Origin of the sequence: Nocardia jinanensis (assembly GCF_014645735.1) — a bacterium.
Classification (GTDB): domain Bacteria; phylum Actinomycetota; class Actinomycetes; order Mycobacteriales; family Mycobacteriaceae; genus Nocardia; species Nocardia jinanensis.
In genome coordinates this window covers 266925-290167 of sequence record NZ_BMMH01000005.1, presented here as the reverse complement: position 1 = coordinate 290167, position 23243 = coordinate 266925, and the positions used below count along the sequence as shown (strand labels likewise).

The following is a 23243-nucleotide window of genomic DNA, read 5'->3' as shown; positions in this document are numbered from 1 at the left end:
GTCCAACGGCGCTCGTCGGACCGGTGCCGGCCTCGGCCATGCGGTGGGGCCCACCTGCTGGTGCGGCCCGGCCACCGACCACCGGCACCTGGTGGCCGGTCGATTCTGCACCTGCTCGGTCCGTCGAGCGGAGGGTGCTCTGGCTGCGACAACGAGCAGGGCACATCGTTCTGATACCCCCAGACAGGAAGTTGATCAACCGTGGATCTGACAGCGCTCGATGCCGGCGTAGGACTATTGCGGGTCGTGGGTGGCCTGACCATGGCCGCGCACGGCTACCAGAAGTTCTTCTCCGGTGGCCGGCTCGCCGGGACGGCTCGCTGGTTCGACAGTATGGGCATGCGGCCGGGCCGCGTGCATGCATTGGCGGCCGCCTCTTTCGAGATGATCGCGGGGGTGTTCCTCGCGCTCGGGTTGCTCACACCGTTCGCCGGTGCCGCGTTCGTGGCGCTGATGCTGGTCGCGGCCTACACGGTGCACCGCGAAAACGGCTTTTTCAGTGTGAATTCCGGATGGGAGTACAACCTGATTCTCGCGGTGCTCGGCGTATCGGTGGCCATTACCGGGCCCGGCCGGATCTCGGTGGACCACCTTCTGGGGCTGGACGATACGCTGGCCGGCCTGCCGGGCGGGCTGATCGCAGTTGTCGGCGGTATCGCGGCCGGGCTCGCCCAGCTGCTGCTGTTCTATCGTCCGCCACGGGAGGCCGCGGTCGAGAACTGAGGCCCGCTGTGGTCGATAGCTCACGCTGAATGCAATGGATCCGTATGGCGACGTGGTTCGCGCAGGGGCATTCGCTATGTGGGTGACACCTCGTGTGTGCGGGGCGCGGTGGCGACGACCTTGTTGTCACAATGTGACAACAGATGATAGGTTGGCGTCATGCCAGCTCCGACCAGGTATTTGACGCCGCTGGAGGCGTCGGAGGCGTGTGTGGCCGTCTACCTCGAGCATGGCGGCCCGGACGTTGCGGTCGAGACGCTGGCTCGCTGCGCCGGCATCTCACGGCGGACCTTTCACCGATACTTTCCGACAAAGGAAACGGCCGTCGTGCCGGTGCTCCGGCACGGACTGGAAGTACTGGCCGAAGTCCTCGCCGCGCATCCGCCGGACGAATCGTTCGACGAAGCGTTGGTCGCGGCGTTCCACGCATCGGCCGGCGGTCCAGTGCTGGACCGTACGAGAAAACTCGTCCCGATCCTGCAAGCCTCACCTGCGATGCGCGCGGTGCTGTCGCAGTCGTTCGACGACGCCGAAGCGATTCTGCGCCGGCCGGTCGCGGAGCGGCTGGGCCTGGGCGTCTCGGATATCCGGACCACTGTGGCAGTGGTACTGGTCACGGGTCTGCTACGGCGTGCCACCCTCGATCTTGCCGAATCGGACAGCACTCCCGATTGTCTTCGTGACTACCTGGCAGTGGCCGATATCGGCGCACTGATGAGCAGCTGAGACCCCGTCTCCGGCCCTCAGCGGAAAGGAAACCTGCTATGCGTGCATTACGCCTTCACGGACCACGCGATGCCCGGCTGGAGGAGATACCGGAGCCGGAGCTTCGCCCCGGCACGGTCAAGGTCCACGTCGAGTGGGCCGGGATATGTGGCTCGGATCTGGGGCTGTACGAATCTGCTCCGATACCGGCCGACTACGCGAACCCGATCATGGGGGAGACCGGCCCGCACACATTGGGTCACGAGTTCTCCGGATACGTCACCGCGGTGGCCGAGGATGTGACCGGTGTGGCGGTCGGTGATCTCGTGGCGGTTCAGCCCAACTTCGCCGATGGAACCTGCGCCGAATGCCTGGCGGGCCGCCCCAATCTGTGCGACAACTTCGCCTTCATCGGTATCAACGGCTGGGGTGGTGGATTCAGTGACACCGTGGTGGTACCGGCCGACCACGCTCTGGTCTTGCCCGCCGGATTCAGCGCGGAGACGGCCGCGTTGATCGAGCCACTCGCCGTCGCATGGCATGCCGTCGAACTCGCCGGGGTGAACCAACGCAGCACCGCGCTGGTGGTAGGTGCGGGCCCGATCGGCTTGTCCCTGGTCCTCGCGCTGCGGGCACACGGCGTCGAGACGGTTTTCGTCACTGAGCTGAGCGCTTCGCGCAAGGAACTCGCGCTACGACTCGGTGCCGACCGGATCATCGACCCTCGCGAAGAAGAGGTGGTCGGTGCAGTACGGGCAGCAACGGGCGGGCGCGGTGTCGATGTGGCGTTCGATGCTTCCGGGGTGGGTAAGGCGACTCTGCAGCCGGCGATCGACGCGCTCGCAGCGGCAGGGACGGCGGTCGTCGTCGCGAACTTCCACGGTGATGTGCCGTTGGATGTGGTTCCGTTCCTCACCAGGGAGAAGGTGCTCACCGGTAGTTTCGCGTACACGGCGGCCGACTTCCGCGAGGTGCGGGACGCCGTGGTGGATGGCCGGATCCGGCCCGACGCTTTGATCAGCAGCCGGGTCTCTCTCACCCACGCGCTGGACAGGGGAATCGAGCATTTGCTGGCCGATGGCCGTGCGACCGAGGTGAAGATCCTCGTCACCCCTCGCGAGATCTGAATCGGTGGACAGGTCGGTGTAGACGGCCGGGGCTCGCCCGAGTTGTCGGTCCCGCGGGGAGGCTCACATTTCGATATCCACCCATCCGGCGCCGGCGGCCGAGCGATTCGCGGCATCGATGATCGCCAGGCTGAGCAGGCCGTCATCGAATGAGGGTGCGGTGCCGACGCCGCCGTCGAAGGCCGGGAGCCAGTCGTCGAGCATCAGCGCCATCGCGCGAGCGGCATGACCGGCCAGGCCATCAGGCAGTGTGCCGGGGTGTGCCGGGGCACGATCGGAGTCCGGGAGCGGGGTGAGGGAGGTGTCGCCGGTCGAGCCGGAGGTGAAAGACGATGATCGGAGCGTGCCGTCACCGATGACGGTACCTTCGGAGCCGAACAGCTCGAGCCGGTAGTGGTCGGCGTACAGGCCGATGACCGATACGCTCAGGATCGCGATCGCTCCGGACTCCAATCGGAGCAGCAGGGCCGAGGTGTCGTCGGCGGTCACCTGGAGGACTTCCCCGTCCGGCAAGGTACGCACGGGCTCGCTGGAGCGTACTTCGGCGCAGACCGACACCGGGCGGCCCAGCATGCTCACCAGAAAATCCAGATCGTGGACGAGGAGGCCGGCGAGGTAACCGCCGCCTTGGTCCCGGTCGTACATCCATCGCGCCTGCGGCCGCCGGGAGGGGTGCCAGTAGGAGGCGCTGCGGTTCACCCGCGCGACGTACACCTTGCCGAGCGATCCCGAGCGCACCGTATCGCCGACGGCCAGCCAGTCCGGGTTCCACCGATTCTCGAAGCAGCATGCCGAGGGCTGTGCGGATTTCGCCGCGGCGGCGGCCATCAGCCGGCCGGTAGGGAGATCGGCGGCGAGCGGTTTCTCGCACAGCACCGCCTTGCCCGCTTCGAAGGCGGCCAGGGCCATATCGGCGTGCATCCGTGCGGGTGTGGCGACGGAGATGACGTCGAGATCGTCGCGGGCCACGAAGCTCTCCCAGTCGGTCGAAGTGTCGCTGATACCGAGCCGTTCGGCGGCCGGATCGAGGCGTTCGCGGGTGCGTGCGCAGAGGGCGACCGGTTCGAATCCGGCGCTGGCGCGTATCCCGGGTACCTGAACCATTGCTCCCCACCCAACGCCGATTACTCCTACACGCAACGTCATTGTCAACTCCCTGTTGAAACGGTCGGGCCGCGCGCATTGCCATGGCCGGGTGCGCGAGGTGGCGGATTTCCGTAGGTTACATCGCTACACCACCTGTGCGGCCGAGGCGCCATAATTGATTCAGCACCAACACTTTTCGACTTTAGATAATGTATCGCTGCTTGCCTCGGGGTGGTCCGGCTCGCATGCGGTCGAGATGACTCGCATGTCCCAGAGGGTGAACAGTTAATGCGTCGAACGCGATAAATTTGACACAAATGTCACTACTCTGGCAAGGGGTAGCGCGCGCTGCGCGGACCAGCTCCCGACGGAAGGAATGATCGCAATGGATTTCGGGATCGAGGACCGGGTGGCACTGGTGGTGGGCGGCAGCCGGGGAATGGGTTTCGAAGTGGCGAAGATGCTGGCCGCGGAGGGGAGCCGGGTGGCGATCGCGGCCCGTACCGCGGCCGATGTCGAGGCGGCTGTCGATCGGATCCGCCGGCAGGGTGGCACCGCCTTCGGAGTGACGGCGGACTGTTCGGACCGTGACGAAGTGGGCCGGGCGGTGGAACTGGTGCGCCGGGAGTTCGGGCCGCCCCTCATCGTTATCGGTCAGGCAAAGTACCAGCGTCCCGGTGACTTCGCCGATATCACCGACGCCGCGCCGCTCCGGGAGTCCTTCGAGGCCTACACGGTGAGCCAGTTCTACCTGCTGCACGCGGTGCTGCCCGGTATGCGGGAGGCGGGGTGGGGCCGGTTCGTCCATATCGGATCGGCCACCGCCAAGGAACCCACCGGAAGTATCCACCACGTCGTGGCCAACGCCACTCGTCCCGCCACGGTGGGTCTGCTGAAGACCGTCGCCGACGAATACGCCCGATTCGGCATCACCATCAACACGGTCGCGCCGGGCTGGATCGAAACCGAGAGCGCCATCCAGTACCTGGACGCGGTGGTCGGTGCCGGTAGTGAGAGCGAACGGCGCGAGTTCATGCTGACGAAAGCCCGAGTGCCGGCCGGCCGGATCGGCCGGCCGGCCGAGATCGCGTCGCTGGTTACGTATCTGTGCTCGGCCGACGCGGGCTATGTGAACGGCAACTGGATCGAAGTGGACGGCGGCCTGCACCGGTCCGCCTTCTGACGCTGCTCGACGAGCCGGGCCCGGGGGATCGCGAAGGACAGCGCCTGAGGTGCAGGTCGTCCACACTCCGGTGTGCACCACCTCGATAACTATTACTTAGATAGATGAATAATCTATATTGGGGAGGTGACCACTGCTGAACAGGAGATACCCGGGTATACCCGGCCACGAACGCGACTGCTGCCGGAACCCGGACCCGAGTCGGAAGCGTTCTGGACAGGTGGCCGTGACGGCAAGCTGATGATCTACCGCTGTCGTAGCTGCCGGCGTTGGTTCCATCCCGGCGGGCCGGCATGCTTCCGGTGCCGGAGCCGGGACGTGGGGCCCGAGGCCGCCTCGGGCAAGGGGAGGGTTGCTGCCTACACCGTCAACCATCAGCAATGGATTCCGGGTTTCGAACCACCGTATCTGGTGGCGATGATCGAGCTCGCCGACGAGCCCGATGTCCGGATCGTCAGCAACGTGGTCGGGGTCGACCCGGATCAGGTGGCGATCGGGCAAGAGGTCGAGGTGTGGTTCGAACAGTGGGACGACGTCTGGCTGCCGCTGTTCCGTCCGGTGAAAGGTGAGAGCGCGTGAAGAATTCGGGTGGACCGTTCGGCGGGCGGGCGGTTCTCAGCGGTGCCGGAAAATCTCAGGTCGGTCGTCGGCTGGGCCGCACCGGACTCGATCTCACCGTGGAGGCGGCGCTGCGCGCGATCGCCGATGCCGGGCTGGAGCCCGACGATATCGATGGTGTCGCGAGCTACCCCGGGCCCGGGGTTCCCGATCGAGGATTCTCCGGGGCAACGGTGCACGAGTTGCGCAATGTGCTCGGTCTGAGTTCGCGGTGGTTCATCAGTAGTACCGAGACCGCGGGGCAGTTGGGTCCGGTGATCGAAGCGTGCATGGCGGTGGCGACCGGGTTGGCCGAGCACGTGCTGGTGTTCCGGTCGGTATGGGAATCGACGGCTCAGGCGGACAAGGGCCGTGCCTCGGTGCTGTTCGGTAATGGGCGCGCGCCCGCCCATCTGGAGTTCTTCGGTCCCTTCGGGGCGGTGTCGGCGGCGAACTGGCTGGCCATGCCGGCGCAGCGCTATATGTACGACCACGGCCTCACTCGTGAGCAATTGGGTGCTATCGCGGTGAACGCGCGCAAGCATGCGGGCCTGAACCCGGATGCGATCTTCCGTGATCCGCTGACCATGGACGACTACCTGAACGCGAGGATGATTTCGGAACCGCTGTGCCTCTTCGACTGCGATATCCCCTGCGACGGCGCGACAGCGGTGATCGTCTCTCGGCGCGAGGCGACGGCAGGACTGCCGAAACCGCCGCTGACGGTCGAATCGGTGGGCACCGGCATGTTCGAGCGCGCGACCTGGGATCAGCGTCGTGACCTCACGACCATGGCTGCCCACGATGCGGCCACGACACTGTGGGAGCGCACCGACCTGCGTCCCGCCGATGTCGATTTCGCACAGCTCTACGACGGGTTCACGTTCTTGACGATTCAGTGGCTGGAGGCGCTGGGATTCTGTGAGCACGGCCGCGCCGGAGACTTCGTCGATGGCGGCCACCGCATCGGCCTCGACGGTGACCTACCGCTGAACACCAGCGGTGGGCAGCTTTCCGGTGGCCGGTTGCACGGTATGGGGTTCCTGCACGAAGCCTGTGTGCAGCTGTGGGGTGAGGGCGGTGATCGACAGGTTCGCAAGAACGCCGAAGTCGCCGCCGTCGCCGCCGGTGGTGGGCCGGTGGCCGGGGCGATGCTGGTCAGTCGACGGTGAGTACGGACTGGAGCGATTCGCGGCCGACGTCGAGGCGATCGGACGGCGCCCGATCCTGATCGGAGCGAGTTTCGGCGACGGCCGGCCTGGTCGGGCCGGCACGCCGTTTATAGGTCCCTGTCGCCGTAGTTTCACCGATGCCGTGGCGTACGCATCAGGAGATGCTCGGTAGGGCGGATGAACTACAACACCGAGGCTTCCATGTTCGAGTCCATAGCTGAACCCGACGACGGTCCCGTAGACCCGGCGGAAACCGCGCTGATGATTCGGCGTTGCCTGCGCTGTGATCAGCTGCTGGCCCCACCGACCGGGGAATGCTCGGTGTGCCGATCGTTCGAGCTCGAATGGGTCCCCTCATCGGGCCTCGGTTCGATCGTGTCATGGCGGCCGGCGCACCGCAGTGTCGGCCGCCCACACTCCGCGCTGGTGCCGATGACGCTCGCGATCGTGGAACTCGACGACGGTCCGTGGGTGTACACGACGATCGAAGGCGACGTCCCGCCGCAAGCGGACCGATCCATCCGGGTTCAGTTCCAGCCGTATCCGCAGGTAGATCGCTTCCCCGTATTTGTGGTCTGTCCTGAACAGCCGAGCTCGGACGAGGACGGTCCTACGGCTCGGATGACCTCGACCTGTGGAGGAAACTCCATCGACTGGTACGGCGGGTCGCCGGCCGTTACTTCGCCGGCGAGCCCCTATCCCTGAGCGGTGCAGGTGTCGATTCGGCGCCCGCTCAGGACAGGCAGGCGGTGCGCCGGCGTCCGGTCTTCCGGCGGGTTCAGGCGCCTGCAGGAACCCGCTTGGCTGCGAGGCCGGTGGCGAACGCTTCGACCTGGGCCCGGTCGAATACTCCGACGATCGCCGCACGGTAACGGGCCACTATGGCGGGAGCCCCGAATCCGGTAACCGCAGTCAGCCGGTCGTCGGCGAAATGACCGAGGACGGTTCCCCGGATGGCCCCACCGCCGAAACCTTCGCCGTGCAGCTGAACGATGTCGTCGTCCGGCGCGACGCGGCCCAGGACCTGGATCTTCATACCGAACTGGTCCGACCAGACATAGGGGGTCGGCATGGTGGGTACAGAAACTCCCAAGATCGCTGCGGCGACGATCTTGGCCTGATCCTGCGCCGAGGTCCAGTGTTCGGTGCGAATGTGTTCGCCGCAGGCCGGGTCGTACCAGGCGGCGGCATCGCCCACAGCCCAAATATTGTCCGTGCCGACGACCGAGCCACGTTCCGTACAGTGGACGCCGTTGGCCACGATAACCCGATCATCGGCCAGCCAGTCGAGGTCGGGTATCCCGCCGACGCCGACTACGCCCAGCTCGGCCCGTAGTTCGTCGCCCGTCGCGAGCCGCACCGCAACACCGGAGTCGGGGTCGAGAAACTCCTCGACCGTCGTATCGCACAACAGTGTGACGCCGGCATCGGTCAGTAGGCGCGCCGTCATGCCACCGACCGCGGGCCCGAAGGACCGAGCGAGTGGATGCGGGGCCGCCTCGACGACGGTCACTGTTTTTCCCTGCTCCACCGCCGTGCTCGCGACTTCGTTCCCGATGAACCCCGACCCCAGTACGAGTACGTTGTCCGCGTGGGCGAGCCGAGAGCGCAGTGCGAGCGCGTCGTCCAGCGTACGCAGCGTGTGGAACGCATCGGTCTGGCCGGGCAGCCGCCGTGCGCGCACACCGGTGGCGATCACCACCGCTCCGGCATCGACGGAGTGACCATTTGCCAGAATCGCCCGCGTGCCGCGCAACTCCACCACCGGGTTGCCCAGATCGGCGTCCACATGGAGTTCTCGCAGCCGCTCATAGCCCGCGAGCTGTGTGCGAGCCGGTTCCCAGGTGCCGGACAGAACCTGTTTGGACAGTGGCGGTCTGTCGTACGGCAGTTCGGGTTCGGCGCCGATCAGGGTGATCAGCCCGGAATAGCCCGCGGATCGGAGCGCCTCGATGGTGCGCAGCCCGCCCAGTCCGGCGCCGACAACGAGAATATGGCCGGGAATTTCAGACATTGTTGGCACAACTTTCGACAGATCGGCCGATTCATAGGCACCGGCATTGCAGGTGTTCACATTCCGTGGTGTGGTGACCGATCAGTGGGATGCACGGGCACGGGCGACCGGGTGGCGCTCGACGACCTGGCCCGGCGCCGATTCGATCGGATCGGCGCCGACCACCTCGGCAAAGCGCAGATCCCGAATCCGCAGAAATCATCCGGTTCGACCAATCAGGCTTATTGTATAGAACATCTAGCTGATTATGCTAAAGATGCAGCGCATGCCTGCCTGTCGGGTACTCCGGCAGTCCGGACTTGCCGTCGCGCCCGGTGGGGACGAGTTCGGCCGCGCGGGCTGCACCTGACCCGGACGCTGGTGCTTCCGTCGAGATCAGCGGGCGGCCGGCACCTTTTCCGCGTGGGGGACGGTGCCGGTCTCGTCGTCGGGGAAGAAAGTGAGGACCCACTGCCTCAGCTTGCGGAACCCGGCGGCCTCCGAGGCGGCCAAGCCGGGTGGGTCCAGGTAGATCTGGTTGTTCCAGATGTTGATGTCGTCCGGCAGCGCGTTTTCGATTTCCTGGTATCGGCGCGCCAGTACGCCCGGCTGGGAGTCGTCTTCGCGTTCGGCCAACCAGTATGTCGCAAATATTTCGGAGTGCTCGTCGTCCACGGGAGTGAGGCAGATCGCCACCACGCGGACGCCGCTGCGGGTGTGTTCACCGTTCCAGCTGACTCCGATCCCGGACCAGTGGATCACGATCGTGCCGAGGGTCTCGTCACTGCGGCTGCCGTCGGCCCAGCGCCGACCGAAACCGACGCGTGAGTGCCAGGTCCAGTCGTCGACGTGCTCCTCGAGTACCACAGGTGACATCGGTGTGCCGTGGACGAAGCGGAAGTGGTGCGGGTCGACCGCGTTCTCGGGCGGGATCCGCGGGTGGATCCGGAGATCGGGGAAATGTGCCGATCGCGGTGGGTGGAACGACTCCTTCTCGATGTGTGCTCCGAGCGCCTCGAACGGATCGTCGGGCAACTCCCACAGTGGCGGTCGGCCTGAGACGTCGTGCCAGAGAAACACCTGGCCGGCGCGTTCGGCGGCGTGCCAGGAGCGTACCCGCCGTACTTTGTTGGGCCGATCGGGCTGATAGGGAATGTGGACGTTGCGGCCCGCGGAGTTCCAGACCCAGCCGTGGTACGGGCATTGCAGACCCTCGTCCACGACCTTCCCGCCGCAGGCGAGGTTCGCCCCGAGATGCTGGCAGTAGGCATCGAGGACGTGTACCTCGCCGTCGCGGCCCCGATAGGCCACGAGATCGTGGCCGAAGTACCGCTTGCCGACGACCGCGTCCGGGCCGAATTCCGCTGACCACCCGATCTGGAACCAGCCGGTCGGCTTCACGCTCAGCGTGCTCTGCATATGTGCTCTCTCCGTATGTTGTGGTGGGCGGAGGTCCCGGCGGTCGGGGGCTGTGCGTCCGTCGTCCACGAGGCCGGACGGCACCGTGAGAAGCCGGCGATCCGCAAGTCCGTGCCACTCCTCCCGCCATGGCGAGGTCCGGTTCCCGGCGCTTGCTCGGAGACGGCGTGCACCTCCGCGGCCGCGGGAGCTGAGACTTGACGATTATGTCATATTCAGCTCGGGATGAGTACCGCCTGGGGGGGAGGTGCGCAGTCGGCGTGCACACCACGACGGTCGAAAGTGTCGAACTTCAGCCCGGAAAGCTCCGCGGACCAGCCACTGTCGACATCGGTAGAGCTGGTACGCGACCTGGAACCATATCTCAGACGCCCACTGCTGCATAGGATTCGTGGTCGGCAACGGCCGTTCCGAGACGATGCTCGAGCATGGTGGTGATAGCGGGAGCGACCTTGAGGGTGATGCCCCAGAGATAGAAGCCGTGCAGGACTCCCAAACGCATGCCCAGCCATGCCTCATCCCATGTCGGAGCGTCGACCCCGGCGATCCTCAGCTGCTCCAGATAATGGCGCAGAAGGTCCTTTTCGGTAGTGCGCCGATCTTCGACGGTCAATGCGGACGCAATGTGGTAAGCGACATCCAAATACCATGGACCGCGCTGTGTCAGCTGCCAGTCGAGGAATGACGGCCGGCCGTCACCATCGAGGTAGAGGTTGCCGACATGGGCGTCGCCGTGAACGACCGACCACGGTTCGGCCGTGCTGGTCCGCTCCGCGAGTGCTCGGTAGGCGTCGAAGAGCCGCTCGGCGTCGCGTACTTCCGCCGGAACTCCCGCGCCGATCTCGCTCTCGAAATTGCCGCGGATCTCCTTGACACCACGCACGTTCCGAATGAAATCGAGCCGCGAGTCCAGCCACTCGGCGGCACCAACGGTCGGACTCCCCCATGTCGCGGCGTGCAGTGTGGCCAGCTGGGAAAGGCTGTCGGCGGTCAGATCGGGCGTGTATTCACTGGTGGCATCGAGGAACCGCGCACCCTGAGCGACGACATCCTCGGTGATGACCACGCCATGTCCTGTTCCGTCCTCGACCTCCGCGTACACGTTGCGCAGTGTCCGTATGCCGGTCTGGGCGGCGAGGCGCTGATAGAAGAGCACTTCGAATGTGCCGGCGTGCCGGTTCGACCAGCCGGATTCTGTGAAGTAGCCCTTGCCGCAGAGATCGGGGGAGAGCCCAGGGGGGAGTCCACCGTCGCATTCGATGTGGAATCGGGCATTGGTCGATATCCGGCTCACCACGGGTCCCGGGGTGAGCCCGGTGATGCGGATGTCGGGAAAGCGGGCGCCGAGTGCCTGTGTGAGCCATTCCGGGGAGAGGAGGTCGGTCAGTGTCCGCGGGACCGGAGGTTGCTGTCGATTCGATGTAGCCACGATGCCTCTTCTGGGATGTTCGTTGATTTCGGGGAAACGCATGCGATCGCCGGATCCAGTTCGCGGCGGGCCGGGCTCTTCGGCTGGGGCGTAGCGCGGATCCTGGGGTCCGAGGCGAGCGGCGTGAGCAACTGTGCCTGGCACGAGTGTAGGTGAATGTCGACATCGATATTGACATTATTGTCGATTTCCGGTTGAGCTCGGATGGTTCAGGAGCGTCCAGGGACTTGTCCGCGTGATGGAACGGAGCCGGTGTTCCTGGGCGTCGGCTGCCCGGTCCGCCAACGGATCAGGGCGCGAACTGCCGAGGTTTCAATGAGGTATATCGCTACCGGCGGCTTTGGCGGCGCGGTGTGCCGCATCGGCGACCTGGCGTCCGAGGGCTTCCACTTCCGGAATGGCCAGTTCGTGCGGAGGCCCCAGCAGCATCAGCGCCGCCGCGGTCCGGCCGGCCACGTCGAATACCGGTGCCGAGATCTGCATCAAACGGACCGGTTCCGCACCCTCGAGATCCATCGGGAGGTACTCGGTGTGTTTCATGCGTTCGGCCAATTCCGCTTGATAGCGGCGAGCGTGCTCGGGATCCGGGGGGTTGAGCGCGGTTTCGAAGGCCGAGTCGGGGTCCGGTACCCAGGAGCGTGCAGGCGTCAGCGAGACGCTGTACCCCCGTCTGCGAATGGCGTCCAGCGCCTTGTGCCAGCGATCCGGGGCTTCATCGGCCGATGTGCCGGCAGCCTCGGCCAGCCAGGCAACAGCCTTGTCCCGGTCCCAGGCAACGAAGACGGCGCCGAAAGGAGGCGACAGCGGGACGGACTGGCCCGGCCGGGGGCGGGTACCGAGGGGTGGACCCCAGTCGGAAACCGCCATTACCCGGGTCGCGTTCCCGATGAGCGCGGACACTGCCACGCAGGCGTTGAGTGCACGGGCGAGGGCTTCCGCCTCGACACTGGCGGCATTCAAGATCGGGTTCGCGGCCCGGGCGGCATCACCCAGCACGATGCAGAAGCCCCCGAGTTCATATCGGAGTTCGTGTCCGCGGCGCACGACCAGACCGTGTTCCGCCAGGGCCTGTAGCGTGGAATCGCACGTCGCACGAGGCATATCGGTGGCGCGTGCGAGTTCGGCGATCGAGTACGAAGCAGACGGGCGCCGGGCCATGAATTGCAGGAGCTGACCCGCGCGGACGACCGCCGGAGACGGCTTGATCGGCATCCTGCCCCTTCACCTCGTCACCCTGCCCGCACCGAACATTCCAAGAATAGCGCTGAGTGAATCGGCCGGCGGGGCAGGTATCCGGTTCGAGGTTCGCCACCTTCGGCCCGGGTGACGGCTATCCGATGTGAGCTCCCCTGGCGGCACGCGCATATGCGGCGTCCGGACTGCCGGAGGGCTCGACTCGGGCTGATCTCTGTGCGCCGACTCGGTTTTGGAGGAAGTCGGCCGCCATCATCACCTCACGATAGCCCTTGTGCCCCACATCACAACAAGCTATCATTTGGATCAATGGTGCTGAAATACGAGCATCAAATGCCACTTCTCCTCTTCTGTAAGGACCGCGTTTCCCTGAATTGCCGGCCTGCACTCGCCTGAGATGCGCGGAGGTCGACAGTGCTCGGGGCGACAGCCGGGTGCCTGGCGTAGCCGACTCGGTGTCCGTACCCGGTTGATCCCTCGGCCGTCCCGTGTGGAGTCGCGTCGAAAGCGTCGTCCGGAACGCATCAGGAGGTCAGAGGTGGCTCAGCGAGCGTTGCGTTTGCACAGGAGACAACGTTGTCAGTTTGCATTTACCCACAACGAACCGGCCGGTCGCTACGAACTTGCGCTGGGCGCGTTCTGGTCGGCGTACTGCCCCCGGGCAGCGGATATGAGGCCGCACCGGACAGGCTCGGGCATTACCCGGCGAACAGAACAGCAATGGACGAACAAGGGAGCCGGACGTGAGCAACGGTGCTTTCCGCGATATCCGGGTAGTCGAGTTGGCTCAATGGGTTTTCGTTCCGGTCGCCGGCGCGCTGCTGGCCGACTGGGGAGCCGACGTCGTACGGATCGAACGCATCGAGGGTGACCCTTATCGAGGCCTTGCCACGCAGGGCATCGGCGTGGACAGCGGCGGGGTCAATCTTTCGATGGCACTGGCCAATCGGGGCAAGCGATCGGTCGCATTGGATCTGCGGGTGGAGGGCGGCCGAACCGTCCTCGACCAGATGCTGGAGACAGCCGACGTTTTCCTGACCAATTTCCGGCCGGGTGCGTTGACACGTCTCGGACTCGACGCGGAAACGCTGACCGCGCGGTACCCGAAGCTCGTCTATGCCCGTGGGCACGGATACGGCGCCCGGGGTCCCGACGCGGACCGGGCCGGCTACGACTCGTCCGCGTTCTGGGCACGGGGCGGTATGGCCCACGTCCTGACGCCCCCGGACCGGGAGAACCCGATCCACCAGCGTGGCGCGATGGGCGATCGCAACGGCGCGATGGCGCTGGCTTTCGGGGTCGCCGCGTCCCTGTTGCGGCGCGAGCGTACCGGGCAGGGCGCGGTGGTGGATGTCTCGCTGCTCGCGACCGCGATGTGGACCTTGTCATCCGACCTGCTGTCCGCGTTGCAGGGGCAGCAGCCACGAGCGATGTCCGGGAACGAGGACTCGCCGAACCCCCTGGTCGGCACCTACCGGACGAAGGACGGGCGTCATATCCAGCTGGTATTCCTTCAGGGTGATCGATACTGGCGGGATTTCTGCCGGGCGATCGGCCGAGCAGAATTGGCCGACGACCCACGCTTCGTCGATCTCGCGGCGCGGCGGGAGAATCGGGAAGCTTGTGTCGCCGAACTGGTAGCGGAATTCGGCGAGCGCACCTTCGCCGAATGGAAGGAGCTGCTCGCCACGATAGATGCGCCGTGGGCGCCGGTTCAGAGCGTGGAGGAGTTGCTCGAGGATCCGCAGGTGCTTGCCAACGGGTACCTGGGTGAAGTGGTCGACGGGGACGTGAAGTACTCGTTGCCCACGGTTCCGGTGCAGTTCGACGGACATCCCCCCGATCTGGTCCGGGCACCCGAGCACGGCGAGCACACCGAATCGGTACTACTGGAACTGGGATACAGCTGGGCGGATATCGGAGCACTCAAGGATTCGGGAGTGATTCCGTGATGAGCGCCGACCCGAGCATCGGGCACGCCGCTGCGGACCGACGGCCTGTCCCTGTTCCGGATGAACTCTCCGCCCCCTTCTGGGCGGCGACGGCTCGGCATATGCTCACCGCCGCCCGATGCGGCCGTTGTGCACTGTTCACCGTTGCCCCGGACCAGATCTGTCCGCACTGCCGAAGCATCGCTGCGGAGTTCGTATTCGAACCGGTGAGCGGATCGGGTGTGGTGCGTTCGTGGACGGTGGTGCGTCAATCGTTCCTCTCCGGGTTCACGGCCGACGTGCCGTTCGTTCTGGTGGATGTCGAACTGATCGAACAGACCGAGCTTCGATTGATCGGCCGACTGCTCGACGGTCCCGGGGCACCCGTCGAGATCGGGTCGGCGGTGCGGGTCGCGTTCGAGGACATAGCGTCCGGCGTGGCCGTTCCCGCCTTCGTGCTGAGCGGGGACGATCATCGGGACGGAAACGTATGAGCGGCAGGTTCGGCGCAAGCAACAAGGTGGCAATCGCGGGCTGTGCACAGAGCGCCATTCAGCGGCATGCCGATTCCCCACTGGGGGCACTTGCGGTCGACACGGCGCGCCGGGCGATCGCCGACGCCGGTCTGGAACTGGGCGAGGTCGACGGTATCGTCGCCGCCTCGATGTTCCCGACCGCGGGTTCGCACACAGTCGAAGACGGGATCAGCACGGTCACGGCGGCGTGGATGGCCGAACACCTCGGCGCCGCACCGCGATACGTCGCCGGTTTCCAGGGGGTCGGCCAGGTGTCCGGGGCGCTGACCCTGGGCATCAATGCTGTGGCCTGTGGTGCCGCGGATTATCTGTTGTTCTTCCGCGCGCTGCACAACCCGCGTGGGAGCTACCACGGGAACTCGACCCGTGAGATCACCGGTCCTCAACAGTGGACTGCGCCCACCGGATACTTCGGGCCCCTCGCGATGATCGCGCTGCCCTACACCGAATATCTGCAGCGTTACGGTGCCGACCGGGAAGCCATGGCGGCCGTACTCGTCGAGGCGCGCAAGAACGGCGCGCGGATACCGTGGTCCCACTGGTACCGCAAACCGCTGACGGCACAGCAGTACCTGGACGCACCGCTGCTCGCAGACCCGGTGTGCCGGTACGACTGTGATATCCCGGTCGATGGGGTGGCCGCGTTCGTGCTCACCTCCGCGGACCGGGCCCGGGACCTCCGGCATCGCCCGGTGTACATCAGCGGTTACGCGCAATCGAGCCCGGTACCGCACCGCCTGCCATTGCACTGGCCGCTCGACGACATCATGCGCGGCGGTGCGGAGACCGCGCGCCGGTTATGGGAGTCGGCCGGCGTGGGGCCGGACGAGGTGGATCTGCCGCAGCTCTACGACGGTTTCTCGCCTCTTGTCTGGTTCTGGTTGGAGGCCCTGGGCTTCTGCCCGGTCGGAGAGGCGCACCGGTTCGTCCAGGACGGACGGATCGACAGTGACCGGCCCGACGGGTTACCGGTGCTCTCCGGTGGCGGCGCACTCGGCAACGGGCGTATGCACGGCATCCCGCAGATGCTCGAGTGTTATCTCCAGCTCGCCGGGCGGGCCGGCGCACGACAACGCGCGAAGGCGACGATCGGCGTCGCCTGCCAATCGTCGCCGCATTACGGAGGCGCCGTCGTGTACAGCGCCGAACCGTTCTGACATTGCCAGTTCGACGAAGGGATCGATCGTGACGAACATTCCACACTGGTGCTCCTACGTGGCCGGAAAATGGCTGGACGGCGGCGCGGTGTTCACCGTCGAGAATCCGGCGGACGAATCGACCGTTGCGGAGCTCGCCGCGGCATCGGTAGCGGATATCGGCTGGGCGGTGACCGAGGCGCGCCGCAGTTTCGACAGCGGGGTGTGGGCCGACCTGCCGGCCGTGGAACGGGCGCAGACACTGCACGCCTTCCTCGAACACCTGGAGTCCGCCCGTGAGGTGCTCGTCGACCTCATCGTCGCCGAGGGCGGGCAACCGGTGTTCTACGCGGAGGGTGCGCAGTTCCGCACCACCATGACGATGGCCCGGGAAACGATCGATCTGTACCTGTCCATGGCGCATGAGGAAGCCAACCCCGTGCCGGTCGACGAGCTGATACGGGCGGGCGTGCGGCTGAGTATCCGCCGGTATGAGCCGATCGGCGTCGTGGCCGCGATCACTCCTTACAACGCCCCGTTCATCATGGGCATGCAGAAACTGATTCCGGCGCTGATGGCGGGCAACTCTGTGGTGCTGCGCCCGAGCCCGCTGACGCCGATCTCCTCGCTCATGTTCGGTGCCGCCGCGGCGGCCGCGGGCTTGCCGCCCGGAGTGCTGAGCGTAGTGGTGGAGCCCGGCGCCGCGGGTGCGGAACTGCTCACCACGGATCCGGCGGTGGATATGGTGTCGTTCACCGGCTCCACCACGGTCGGGCGGGCGATCCTGAGCCAGGCCGCGCCGACGGTGAAACGGGTGGCGCTGGAACTCGGTGGCAAGTCGGCGCAGATCTATCTGCCCGACGCCGTCGAGCACGCCGCCAGGGGAGCCGCAGCGGTAGTAGGGGCGACGGCCGGTCAAGCATGTATCGCCGCGACCCGCATGCTTGTGCCGCAAGACCGTAAGGACGAGGTCATCGCCGCGGTGTCCCAGGCCTACGCCGGTATCGAGGTGGGGCCGCCCAGCGACCGGGCCGCGACGATGGGTCCGGTGATCAGCGCGGCTCAGCGGCAACGGTGCGAGCGATACGTGGCGCTGGCGCAGGACAACGGTGGCCGTGTGGTGTTCGGGGGCGGGCGGCCCGCCGGTCTCGAGCGGGGCTATTACTTCGAGCCGACCGTGCTGGACCTGCCGGACAACGACAATCCGGCGGCGCGGGAGGAAATTTTCGGCCCGGTGATCGGGGTCATCGGTTACCGGGATATCGACGACGCGGTGCGGATCGCAAACGACAGCGATTACGGCCTCTCCGGCCAGGTGTACGGCGCTGATGTGGCCGCGGCAACGGCCGTGGCGCGCCGCCTGCGGACGGGTGCGGTGAATGTCAACGCCGGCCTGTACAGCGCGTACGCCCCGAGTGGCGGCTACAAGCACAGCGGTCTCGGCCGCGAGCGCGGAACCGATGGCATCCGAGCCTTCCAGGAAGTCAAACACATCGCCATCGGGGACCTCCGCTGAGCCGGGCGCGAGCGGAACGACAAGCAGAACCCGACCTCGTTACGAAGGTCGCCGAAGAAAGGACGGACAATGACCGCCAACCTTGATCTCGACTGGATGATATCGGTCGACGACCATGTTCTGGAGCCGCCGAACGTCTGGGTGGATCGCGTGGCGAGTAAGGACCGCGACCGTGCACCTCATATGGAGGTCGACGACAGCGGGATGGATTTCTGGGTCTACGAGGGTAAGAAGTTCCCCAGTTCCGGGCTGAGCGCTGTGGTGGGCAAGTCCAAGGAGGAGTTCAGCCCCGACCCGGTGCCGTACAGCGAGATGGCACCCGGCTGCTACGACGCCGTGGCGCGAATAGAGGATATGAATCGTGCGGGAGTGCTGGCCTCGCTGTGTTTTCCGTCGGTTACCCGGTTCTGCGGGCAGATCTTCTACGAGGCGGATGACCGGGACTTCGGGTTCACCTGCCTGCAGGCCTACAACGACTGGATGATCGAGGAATGGTGCGGGGCGGCACCCGGTCGCTACATCCCGCTCATCTTGATCCCGCTGTGGGACCCGAAACTCGCGGCCCGGGAAATGGAGCGCTGTGCCGCCAAGGGCGCCACATCCTTCGCGTTCTCGGAGAATCCGGAGCCGCTCGGCCTGCCCACCATTCACGACCCCAGCGGCTACTGGGACCCGGTCATGGCGGCGGCCAACGATCTGGACATGGTGGTGTCGATGCATGTCGGGTCGTCCTCGACGTTGCCGCAGATCTGCTCGAACGCGCCGTTCATGGCCAATCTCACCTGGGGCGCGACCAGGACCTCGGGCACCATGTTGTCGTTTCTGTTCAGCGGCCTGTTCCAGCGTTATCCGAAACTGAAGATCGCGCTGTCCGAGGGCGAAGCCGGATGGGCGCCGTACTTCCTGGAGCGGGCCGAGCAGGTGCTCGACAAACAGCGCTACTGGGTTCAGCGCGGTGTATCTTTCGACGGGCATGCCGGCAGCGGTGCGATAGATCTGGACAAACTCGATCTGCGGGCGGATTTCCGAGACCATATCCATCTCTGCATCATCGACGACGCCCATGCGATAGCGAGTCTCGGCGAGATCCCCGAGGACAACATCATGTGCGAGACCGATTATCCGCACTCCGACACCACCTTCCCCGACTCGATCCAGGTGGTGAAGAACCGCATCGGGCATCTGTCGCCGGAAACCCAGTACAAGATTCTGCGTGGGAACGCCGAGCGGCTCTACCGATTCACCCCCGCAGAGCCGCCCGTTCTGACCCGCGCCTGAGCCGAACTCGGCCGGATCCATCGCTGCTGTCGAAGTGTTCACCGGCGCCTTGCGCTCGGTATCGAATGGGAAAGGAATGTGCAGCAATGTTGCTGGACGGAAAGAGCGCCGTGGTCACGGGCGCGGGGTCGGGTGTCGGCCGAGCGACCGCGCTGCGGTTCGCAGCCGAAGGCGCCCGCGTGGTGTGCGCCGATATCAGCGCGGAGCGGGTCGAGGAGACCGTTCGGCTGGTCGAGAAGACCGGTGGGACAGCAGTGGCGGTCCGGGTGGACGTCGCCGAGGAAAGCGAGGTGGTGGGGATGCTCGATTCGGCGGTCGAGCATTTCGGGCGGTTGGACATTCTGTTCAACAACGTCGGCATCCCCACCCCGAGGCTCGGGGGAGCTCTGCTCGAAGACCATACGGTCGCGGAATTCGATCGGTTGGTCGCGGTCAACCTGCGTAGTGTTTTCCTCGGGTGCAAACATGCTGTCTTGCGCTTCAAGGAGCAGGGTGGTGGCGGGGTCATTCTCAACACCGGCTCGGTGGCGGGCCTGGTCGGCTGGGGCGGGGCGGTCTACGGCGCCACCAAGGGTGGCGTGCACCAGTTGACCCGTGCCGTCGCGATCGAGGGCGCCCCGTTCGGAATCCGGGCCAACGCCCTCTGCCCGGCCGCCATGCCGCAGACCAATTTCTTCGCCGCCGGCGGACTCGGGCAGGGGGCCGAGCTGTCCGAGGAGGCGGTTCGGCAGGCCGGTGCACAGCATCCACTCGGCAAGCCGATCACCGCGGAGGACTGTGCCGCGGCCGCCGTTTACCTGGTATCGGAGTCGGCCGGCAATGTCACGGGAGTGCTACTCCCGGTCGACGGCGGATATGTGGCGAGGTGAGGACAACCGATGAATGAGAAAGAGCCCGGCTATAAGGCCCCCGATCTGGCCCTGGTCGGCGCGGAACATATTGCGCGCTATCGCGAAACCGACGGGGAAGTGGGCTACCTGTGGAACGGCGTACCGACCCTGTTGCTGACGACAACGGGGCGCAGGACCGGCCTGCCACGTACCTCCGCGCTCATCTTCGGGCAATCCGGAGCGGACTATATCGTCGTGGCCTCCATGGGCGGGGCGCCGGCGCATCCCGAGTGGTATCGCAACCTGGAGGCGAACCCCCGCGCCGAGATCCAGGTACGGGCACAGCGCATCCCGGTGGTCGGCCGGACGGTGTCCGGCGCCGAGCGCTCCGCACTGTGGAAGGTGATGTCCGATCGGTGGCCCAATTACGACGTCTACCAGACTCGAACGGCTCGGACCATCCCGCTCGTGGTGCTGTCCCCGTAGTGAGGTGACTCAGTCGTGGGCGGTGGACCGGAGTTCAGTGGTGTCGCGGATACCGAGGGCGTTCACCCATATCAGGGTGAGCTGCTCGCCAGCAGTGTCCAGGTCGAAGTCGTTGTCGGTATTGAAGAGATGGTCGGTGAAATGGGCCACCATACCGCCCAATGCTCGCGCCGCGTAGGCGGGGTCGATCCGGGGATCGGTGTGACCGGATTCCTGGAGGCCGCGGATATGGGTTTCAACAGCCTGGGCGAAGCTGTTCTGCCGCTGCAGGCGGGTGGCGCGCACATCGGCGTCGATGGTGCAGACCTGGTGGATCACGCTCATGATCTTGGCGTTGGCGCCGAACACCCGCAGGTAGTGCTCAGTGGCCGACTGGATGCGCCCGATCGGACCGGTGCCCTCGGGCGCGGGTCCGATCGTGAGCAGGTCGAGTTCGACCGAATCGGCCACCTCGGTGAAGATTTCCTCTTTGGTGACGAAGTAGGTGTAGAAGGAGCCGTGGGAGACCCCCGCGGTGGTGCAGATATCGGTGATCCTCGCATGCACGAATCCGTCGCGTTCGAAGACCGCCTTGGCGGCATCGACGAGCCGGCGCCGGGTTTCCCGGCCCCGGTGCGTACGTCCGGTCCCGCGCCGTTTTTCCGGTTCCGGACCGTTGTGGCGGCGCCTGGCGTTGGACATGGTCGTCTTGCGGCCGGTGACTTCCGGCATCAGGGGACCCCTTCTCCTGGTGTTCGTTACGTCCCTGGAACGGCCTTCGGGCCGGCGGATCGGAGGTCACCGGCGCTGCTGAGGACGGAAACATCCGTGCCTGCCCACGATAGCGACCTCGATGTCGATGTCGATACTGCCCCGAGCGCCGGCGGGCGGCTCTGGGCGAGATCACAAGGTTAGGACAAGCAATGAAGTCATTCGATACGGCGTCGGATCGGTTGATCACGGTCGACCGAACAGCGTGTATCGGCAGCGGAATGTGCACTGTCTACGCTCCGGGCACCTTCACTCAGGACGAGGAGGCGAAAGCGGTCGTACTGACCCCTTCGACAGATCCCGACGACTCGGTCCGGACCGCGGTCGAGGCCTGCCCGGCCGGCGCGCTGGGAATTGTCGACGAAGCGTGAGAGCCGACAGTCTGTGTTGCAACCAGTTCTACAACTATCGCGGGGATCGTCCGGGTCACCACCGGATCGGTGTTCCCGGCCGACGGTCCGATATTCAGTGAGGTGACAGGTGAGTACTACATCAATACTCGACCGCGACCGCGTTCGCGAATTATTCGATCTGCGAGGTTCCTACGGAGCGGCGCACGGTGGTGGTTACGAGGGCGATCCATACCCGGTATGGCACCGGTTGCGTGAACAAGGTCCCGTGCACGCCGGTGTGGTTCACGAGTTGACGGGCTACGAGGGACCGGCCCTCTTCCAAGGGCTGCCCCATCCGGACCGCCCCCACTTCTCGGCCTTCAGCTACGCGGCGTGCGATACCGCGTATCGCAACGGAGAGGTCTTCGCCTCGTCGATCGAGCCTGTCGACCCGAACAACGGGGAGCTCAGCGTGAGCAACAGCTTGTTGACGATGGGCGGTCTGCAGCACCGGCGGTCACGGGCGCTGGTGCAGCCGTCGTTCATACCGGGCAAGGCGCAATGGTGGATCCGTAACTGGATCGAGGAGACCGTCGATCAGCTCATCGACGGTTTCGCCGACGCTGGGCGAGCCGAACTCAATGTCGACTTCTGTGCTGCCATTCCGGTACTCACGATCACCGGAAGTTTCGGCGTATCCGTGGAGCAGGCGCTGGAAATTCGTGCGGCGTTGTCGCGCCCGGACGATATCGTGGAGATCCTCCGGCCGATTGTCGCCGCGCGGCGGGAGAAGCCGGAAGACGATCTCATCAGCGTTCTGGCGCAGGCAGAGCTGAAGGGCGAGGATGGGAAGACCACGCGTCTCACCGATGCCGAGATCTACTCGTTCTCGGTCCTGTTGCTGACGGCCGGCTCGGGTACCACCTGGAAGCAGATGGGCATCGTGCTCACCGCGTTGCTGCAGCGTCCCGAGGTGCTCGACGCGGTACGGGAGGATCGCGAGCTGTTGCGGCCAGCGATCGAGGAAGCGTTGCGGTGGATGCCGACCGATCCCATGTTCTCCAGGTACGTAACGCAGGATGTCGACTTCCACGGTGTACACATGCCCGCGGGCTCCGTGCTGCATCTGTGCGTTGCCGCCGCCAACCGGGACCCCGACCGCTGGCGTGATCCCGACGAGTTCGATATCACCCGGCCGCTCACACCGACATTCGCCTTCGGCGGCGGCGTGCACGTCTGTCTCGGAATGCATGTCGCACGAGCCGAGATGCGGGTGGGGATCAACAGGCTGCTCGACCGGCTGCCGAATCTCCGCCTCGACCCCGAGGGGGAAACGCCCCGCTTCATCGGCATGTACGAACGGGGCGCCACCGAGATACCGGTGCTGTTCGGATAGGCTCGTCACCCGAGATGCTCGGCGCGGTCACGGACGACACAGGGATCACCGCGTCACCGCGCGCGAGCGCTCGAGATCCGCGCCCAGGTGGAAGGCCCGATCGCTCGCCTCGGTGAGAACGACAGCCCGGTCGGCTCCTTCTCGGTCTACTCCAGTAGCCCACCGGCCGCTCGGCACATCGCGGCGTCGACCGCGTTGCGGGCTTCCGGCCGGTTCAGTGTGATCACGACGACGAGGACGTGCCCGGTCGGCTCCGCCGCGGAACGGGCCCGGGTTCAGCAGCGCCCGCGCCCGCTCCGTTCGATCCAGCCCGCGCTGGTCCACGACGCAGGCCTCCGTCACGAGCTCGTCGGTGCCGTGACCCGGTGTCCGACCGATGCCCTGCAGCAGCGACCCCTCCTTCGGCCGACGATGTCGCGCCCGC

The 23243-nt window shown here is 65.9% G+C and carries 22 protein-coding genes; 16 read left to right on the top strand and 6 right to left on the bottom strand.

Going from position 1 to position 23243, the window contains the following annotated elements; genetic code table 11:
- Positions 1–207 precede the first annotated feature (207 nt).
- The 3 genes from IEY68_RS14680 (at position 208) to IEY68_RS14670 (ending at position 2555) form a co-directional block, all read left to right on the top strand.
- Positions 208–723: a DoxX family protein gene (locus IEY68_RS14680; protein ID WP_189094317.1), complete on the top strand. Its 516-nt coding sequence runs from the start codon at positions 208–210 to the stop codon at positions 721–723.
- A 159-nt stretch (positions 724–882) separates the two neighbouring features.
- Positions 883–1449: a TetR/AcrR family transcriptional regulator gene (locus IEY68_RS14675; protein ID WP_189094282.1), complete on the top strand. Its 567-nt coding sequence runs from the start codon at positions 883–885 to the stop codon at positions 1447–1449.
- 38 nt (positions 1450–1487) lie between these two features.
- Positions 1488–2555, top strand: a complete 1068-nt coding sequence (locus IEY68_RS14670) for a 2,3-butanediol dehydrogenase (RefSeq protein ID WP_062997561.1) — start codon at positions 1488–1490, stop codon at positions 2553–2555.
- A 63-nt stretch (positions 2556–2618) separates the two neighbouring features.
- On the opposite strand, the gene IEY68_RS14665 is transcribed toward IEY68_RS14670, so the two are convergent.
- Positions 2619–3701, bottom strand: coding sequence for a Gfo/Idh/MocA family protein (locus IEY68_RS14665; protein WP_062997563.1), 1083 nt, complete (start codon positions 3699–3701; stop codon positions 2619–2621).
- A gap of 325 nt (positions 3702–4026) precedes the next feature.
- Here IEY68_RS14665 and IEY68_RS14660 point away from each other — a divergent pair, with 325 nt between their 5' ends.
- The 4 genes from IEY68_RS14660 (at position 4027) to IEY68_RS14645 (ending at position 7298) form a co-directional block, all read left to right on the top strand.
- Entirely contained in the window at positions 4027–4824 is a 798-nt protein-coding gene (locus IEY68_RS14660) for an SDR family oxidoreductase (RefSeq protein ID WP_062997565.1), read from the top strand.
- 126 nt (positions 4825–4950) lie between these two features.
- Entirely contained in the window at positions 4951–5403 is a 453-nt protein-coding gene (locus tag IEY68_RS14655) for a Zn-ribbon domain-containing OB-fold protein (RefSeq protein ID WP_229718783.1), read from the top strand.
- Positions 5400–6593 (top strand): thiolase family protein, encoded by a 1194-nt coding sequence (locus tag IEY68_RS14650; protein ID WP_062997567.1) that lies wholly within the window; start codon positions 5400–5402, stop codon positions 6591–6593. Before IEY68_RS14655 ends, IEY68_RS14650 begins: the two co-directional genes overlap by 4 nt.
- A gap of 177 nt (positions 6594–6770) precedes the next feature.
- The gene (locus tag IEY68_RS14645; protein WP_063916247.1) at positions 6771–7298 is read left to right on the top strand and encodes a Zn-ribbon domain-containing OB-fold protein; all 528 of its coding nucleotides are present in this window, start codon (positions 6771–6773) and stop codon (positions 7296–7298) included.
- Positions 7299–7371: 73 nt separating this feature from the next.
- Here IEY68_RS14645 and IEY68_RS14640 read toward each other — a convergent pair whose 3' ends face one another.
- The 4 genes from IEY68_RS14640 to IEY68_RS14625 form a co-directional block, all read right to left on the bottom strand.
- A complete protein-coding gene (locus IEY68_RS14640; RefSeq protein ID WP_062998035.1) occupies positions 7372–8607 on the bottom strand; it encodes an NAD(P)/FAD-dependent oxidoreductase in 1236 nt (411 codons plus the stop codon).
- A gap of 375 nt (positions 8608–8982) precedes the next feature.
- Positions 8983–10005 (bottom strand): Rieske 2Fe-2S domain-containing protein, encoded by a 1023-nt coding sequence (locus IEY68_RS14635; protein WP_062997569.1) that lies wholly within the window; start codon positions 10003–10005, stop codon positions 8983–8985.
- Between the two features lie 364 nt (positions 10006–10369).
- A complete protein-coding gene (locus tag IEY68_RS14630; RefSeq protein ID WP_062997571.1) occupies positions 10370–11434 on the bottom strand; it encodes a phosphotransferase in 1065 nt (354 codons plus the stop codon).
- Between the two features lie 312 nt (positions 11435–11746).
- Positions 11747–12646: a helix-turn-helix domain-containing protein gene (locus IEY68_RS14625; RefSeq protein WP_062997573.1), complete on the bottom strand. Its 900-nt coding sequence runs from the start codon at positions 12644–12646 to the stop codon at positions 11747–11749.
- A 725-nt stretch (positions 12647–13371) separates the two neighbouring features.
- Here IEY68_RS14625 and IEY68_RS14620 point away from each other — a divergent pair.
- The 7 genes from IEY68_RS14620 (at position 13372) to IEY68_RS14590 (ending at position 20341) form a co-directional block, all read left to right on the top strand.
- Complete coding sequence (locus tag IEY68_RS14620; protein WP_062997575.1) at positions 13372–14580, top strand: CaiB/BaiF CoA transferase family protein; 1209 nt, start codon at positions 13372–13374, stop codon at positions 14578–14580.
- A 206-nt stretch (positions 14581–14786) separates the two neighbouring features.
- The gene (locus tag IEY68_RS36200) at positions 14787–15053 is read left to right on the top strand and encodes a Zn-ribbon domain-containing OB-fold protein (RefSeq protein ID WP_229718782.1); all 267 of its coding nucleotides are present in this window, start codon (positions 14787–14789) and stop codon (positions 15051–15053) included.
- The gene (locus IEY68_RS14610; RefSeq protein ID WP_062997579.1) at positions 15050–16252 is read left to right on the top strand and encodes a thiolase family protein; all 1203 of its coding nucleotides are present in this window, start codon (positions 15050–15052) and stop codon (positions 16250–16252) included. Before IEY68_RS36200 ends, IEY68_RS14610 begins: the two co-directional genes overlap by 4 nt.
- A 28-nt stretch (positions 16253–16280) precedes the next feature.
- Entirely contained in the window at positions 16281–17747 is a 1467-nt protein-coding gene (locus IEY68_RS14605; protein ID WP_189094280.1) for an aldehyde dehydrogenase family protein, read from the top strand.
- 69 nt (positions 17748–17816) lie between these two features.
- Positions 17817–19025, top strand: a complete 1209-nt coding sequence (locus tag IEY68_RS14600) for an amidohydrolase family protein (RefSeq protein WP_062997581.1) — start codon at positions 17817–17819, stop codon at positions 19023–19025.
- 86 nt (positions 19026–19111) lie between these two features.
- Positions 19112–19894, top strand: a complete 783-nt coding sequence (locus IEY68_RS14595; RefSeq protein WP_062997582.1) for an SDR family NAD(P)-dependent oxidoreductase — start codon at positions 19112–19114, stop codon at positions 19892–19894.
- Positions 19895–19903: 9 nt separating this feature from the next.
- Positions 19904–20341, top strand: coding sequence for a nitroreductase family deazaflavin-dependent oxidoreductase (locus tag IEY68_RS14590; RefSeq protein WP_062997583.1), 438 nt, complete (start codon positions 19904–19906; stop codon positions 20339–20341).
- Positions 20342–20350: 9 nt separating this feature from the next.
- Here IEY68_RS14590 and IEY68_RS14585 read toward each other — a convergent pair whose 3' ends face one another.
- Positions 20351–21052, bottom strand: a complete 702-nt coding sequence (locus tag IEY68_RS14585) for a TetR/AcrR family transcriptional regulator (RefSeq protein WP_062997584.1) — start codon at positions 21050–21052, stop codon at positions 20351–20353.
- A 191-nt stretch (positions 21053–21243) separates the two neighbouring features.
- On the opposite strand from IEY68_RS14585, the gene IEY68_RS14580 reads away from it, so the two are divergent.
- Complete coding sequence (locus IEY68_RS14580; RefSeq protein ID WP_062997585.1) at positions 21244–21462, top strand: ferredoxin; 219 nt, start codon at positions 21244–21246, stop codon at positions 21460–21462.
- A 109-nt stretch (positions 21463–21571) separates the two neighbouring features.
- Positions 21572–22819 carry a cytochrome P450 gene (locus IEY68_RS14575; RefSeq protein ID WP_062997586.1) on the top strand — a complete coding sequence of 416 codons (1248 nt, stop codon included), beginning with the start codon at positions 21572–21574 and terminating at the stop codon, positions 22817–22819.
- The last annotated feature ends 424 nt before the right edge of the window (positions 22820–23243 follow it).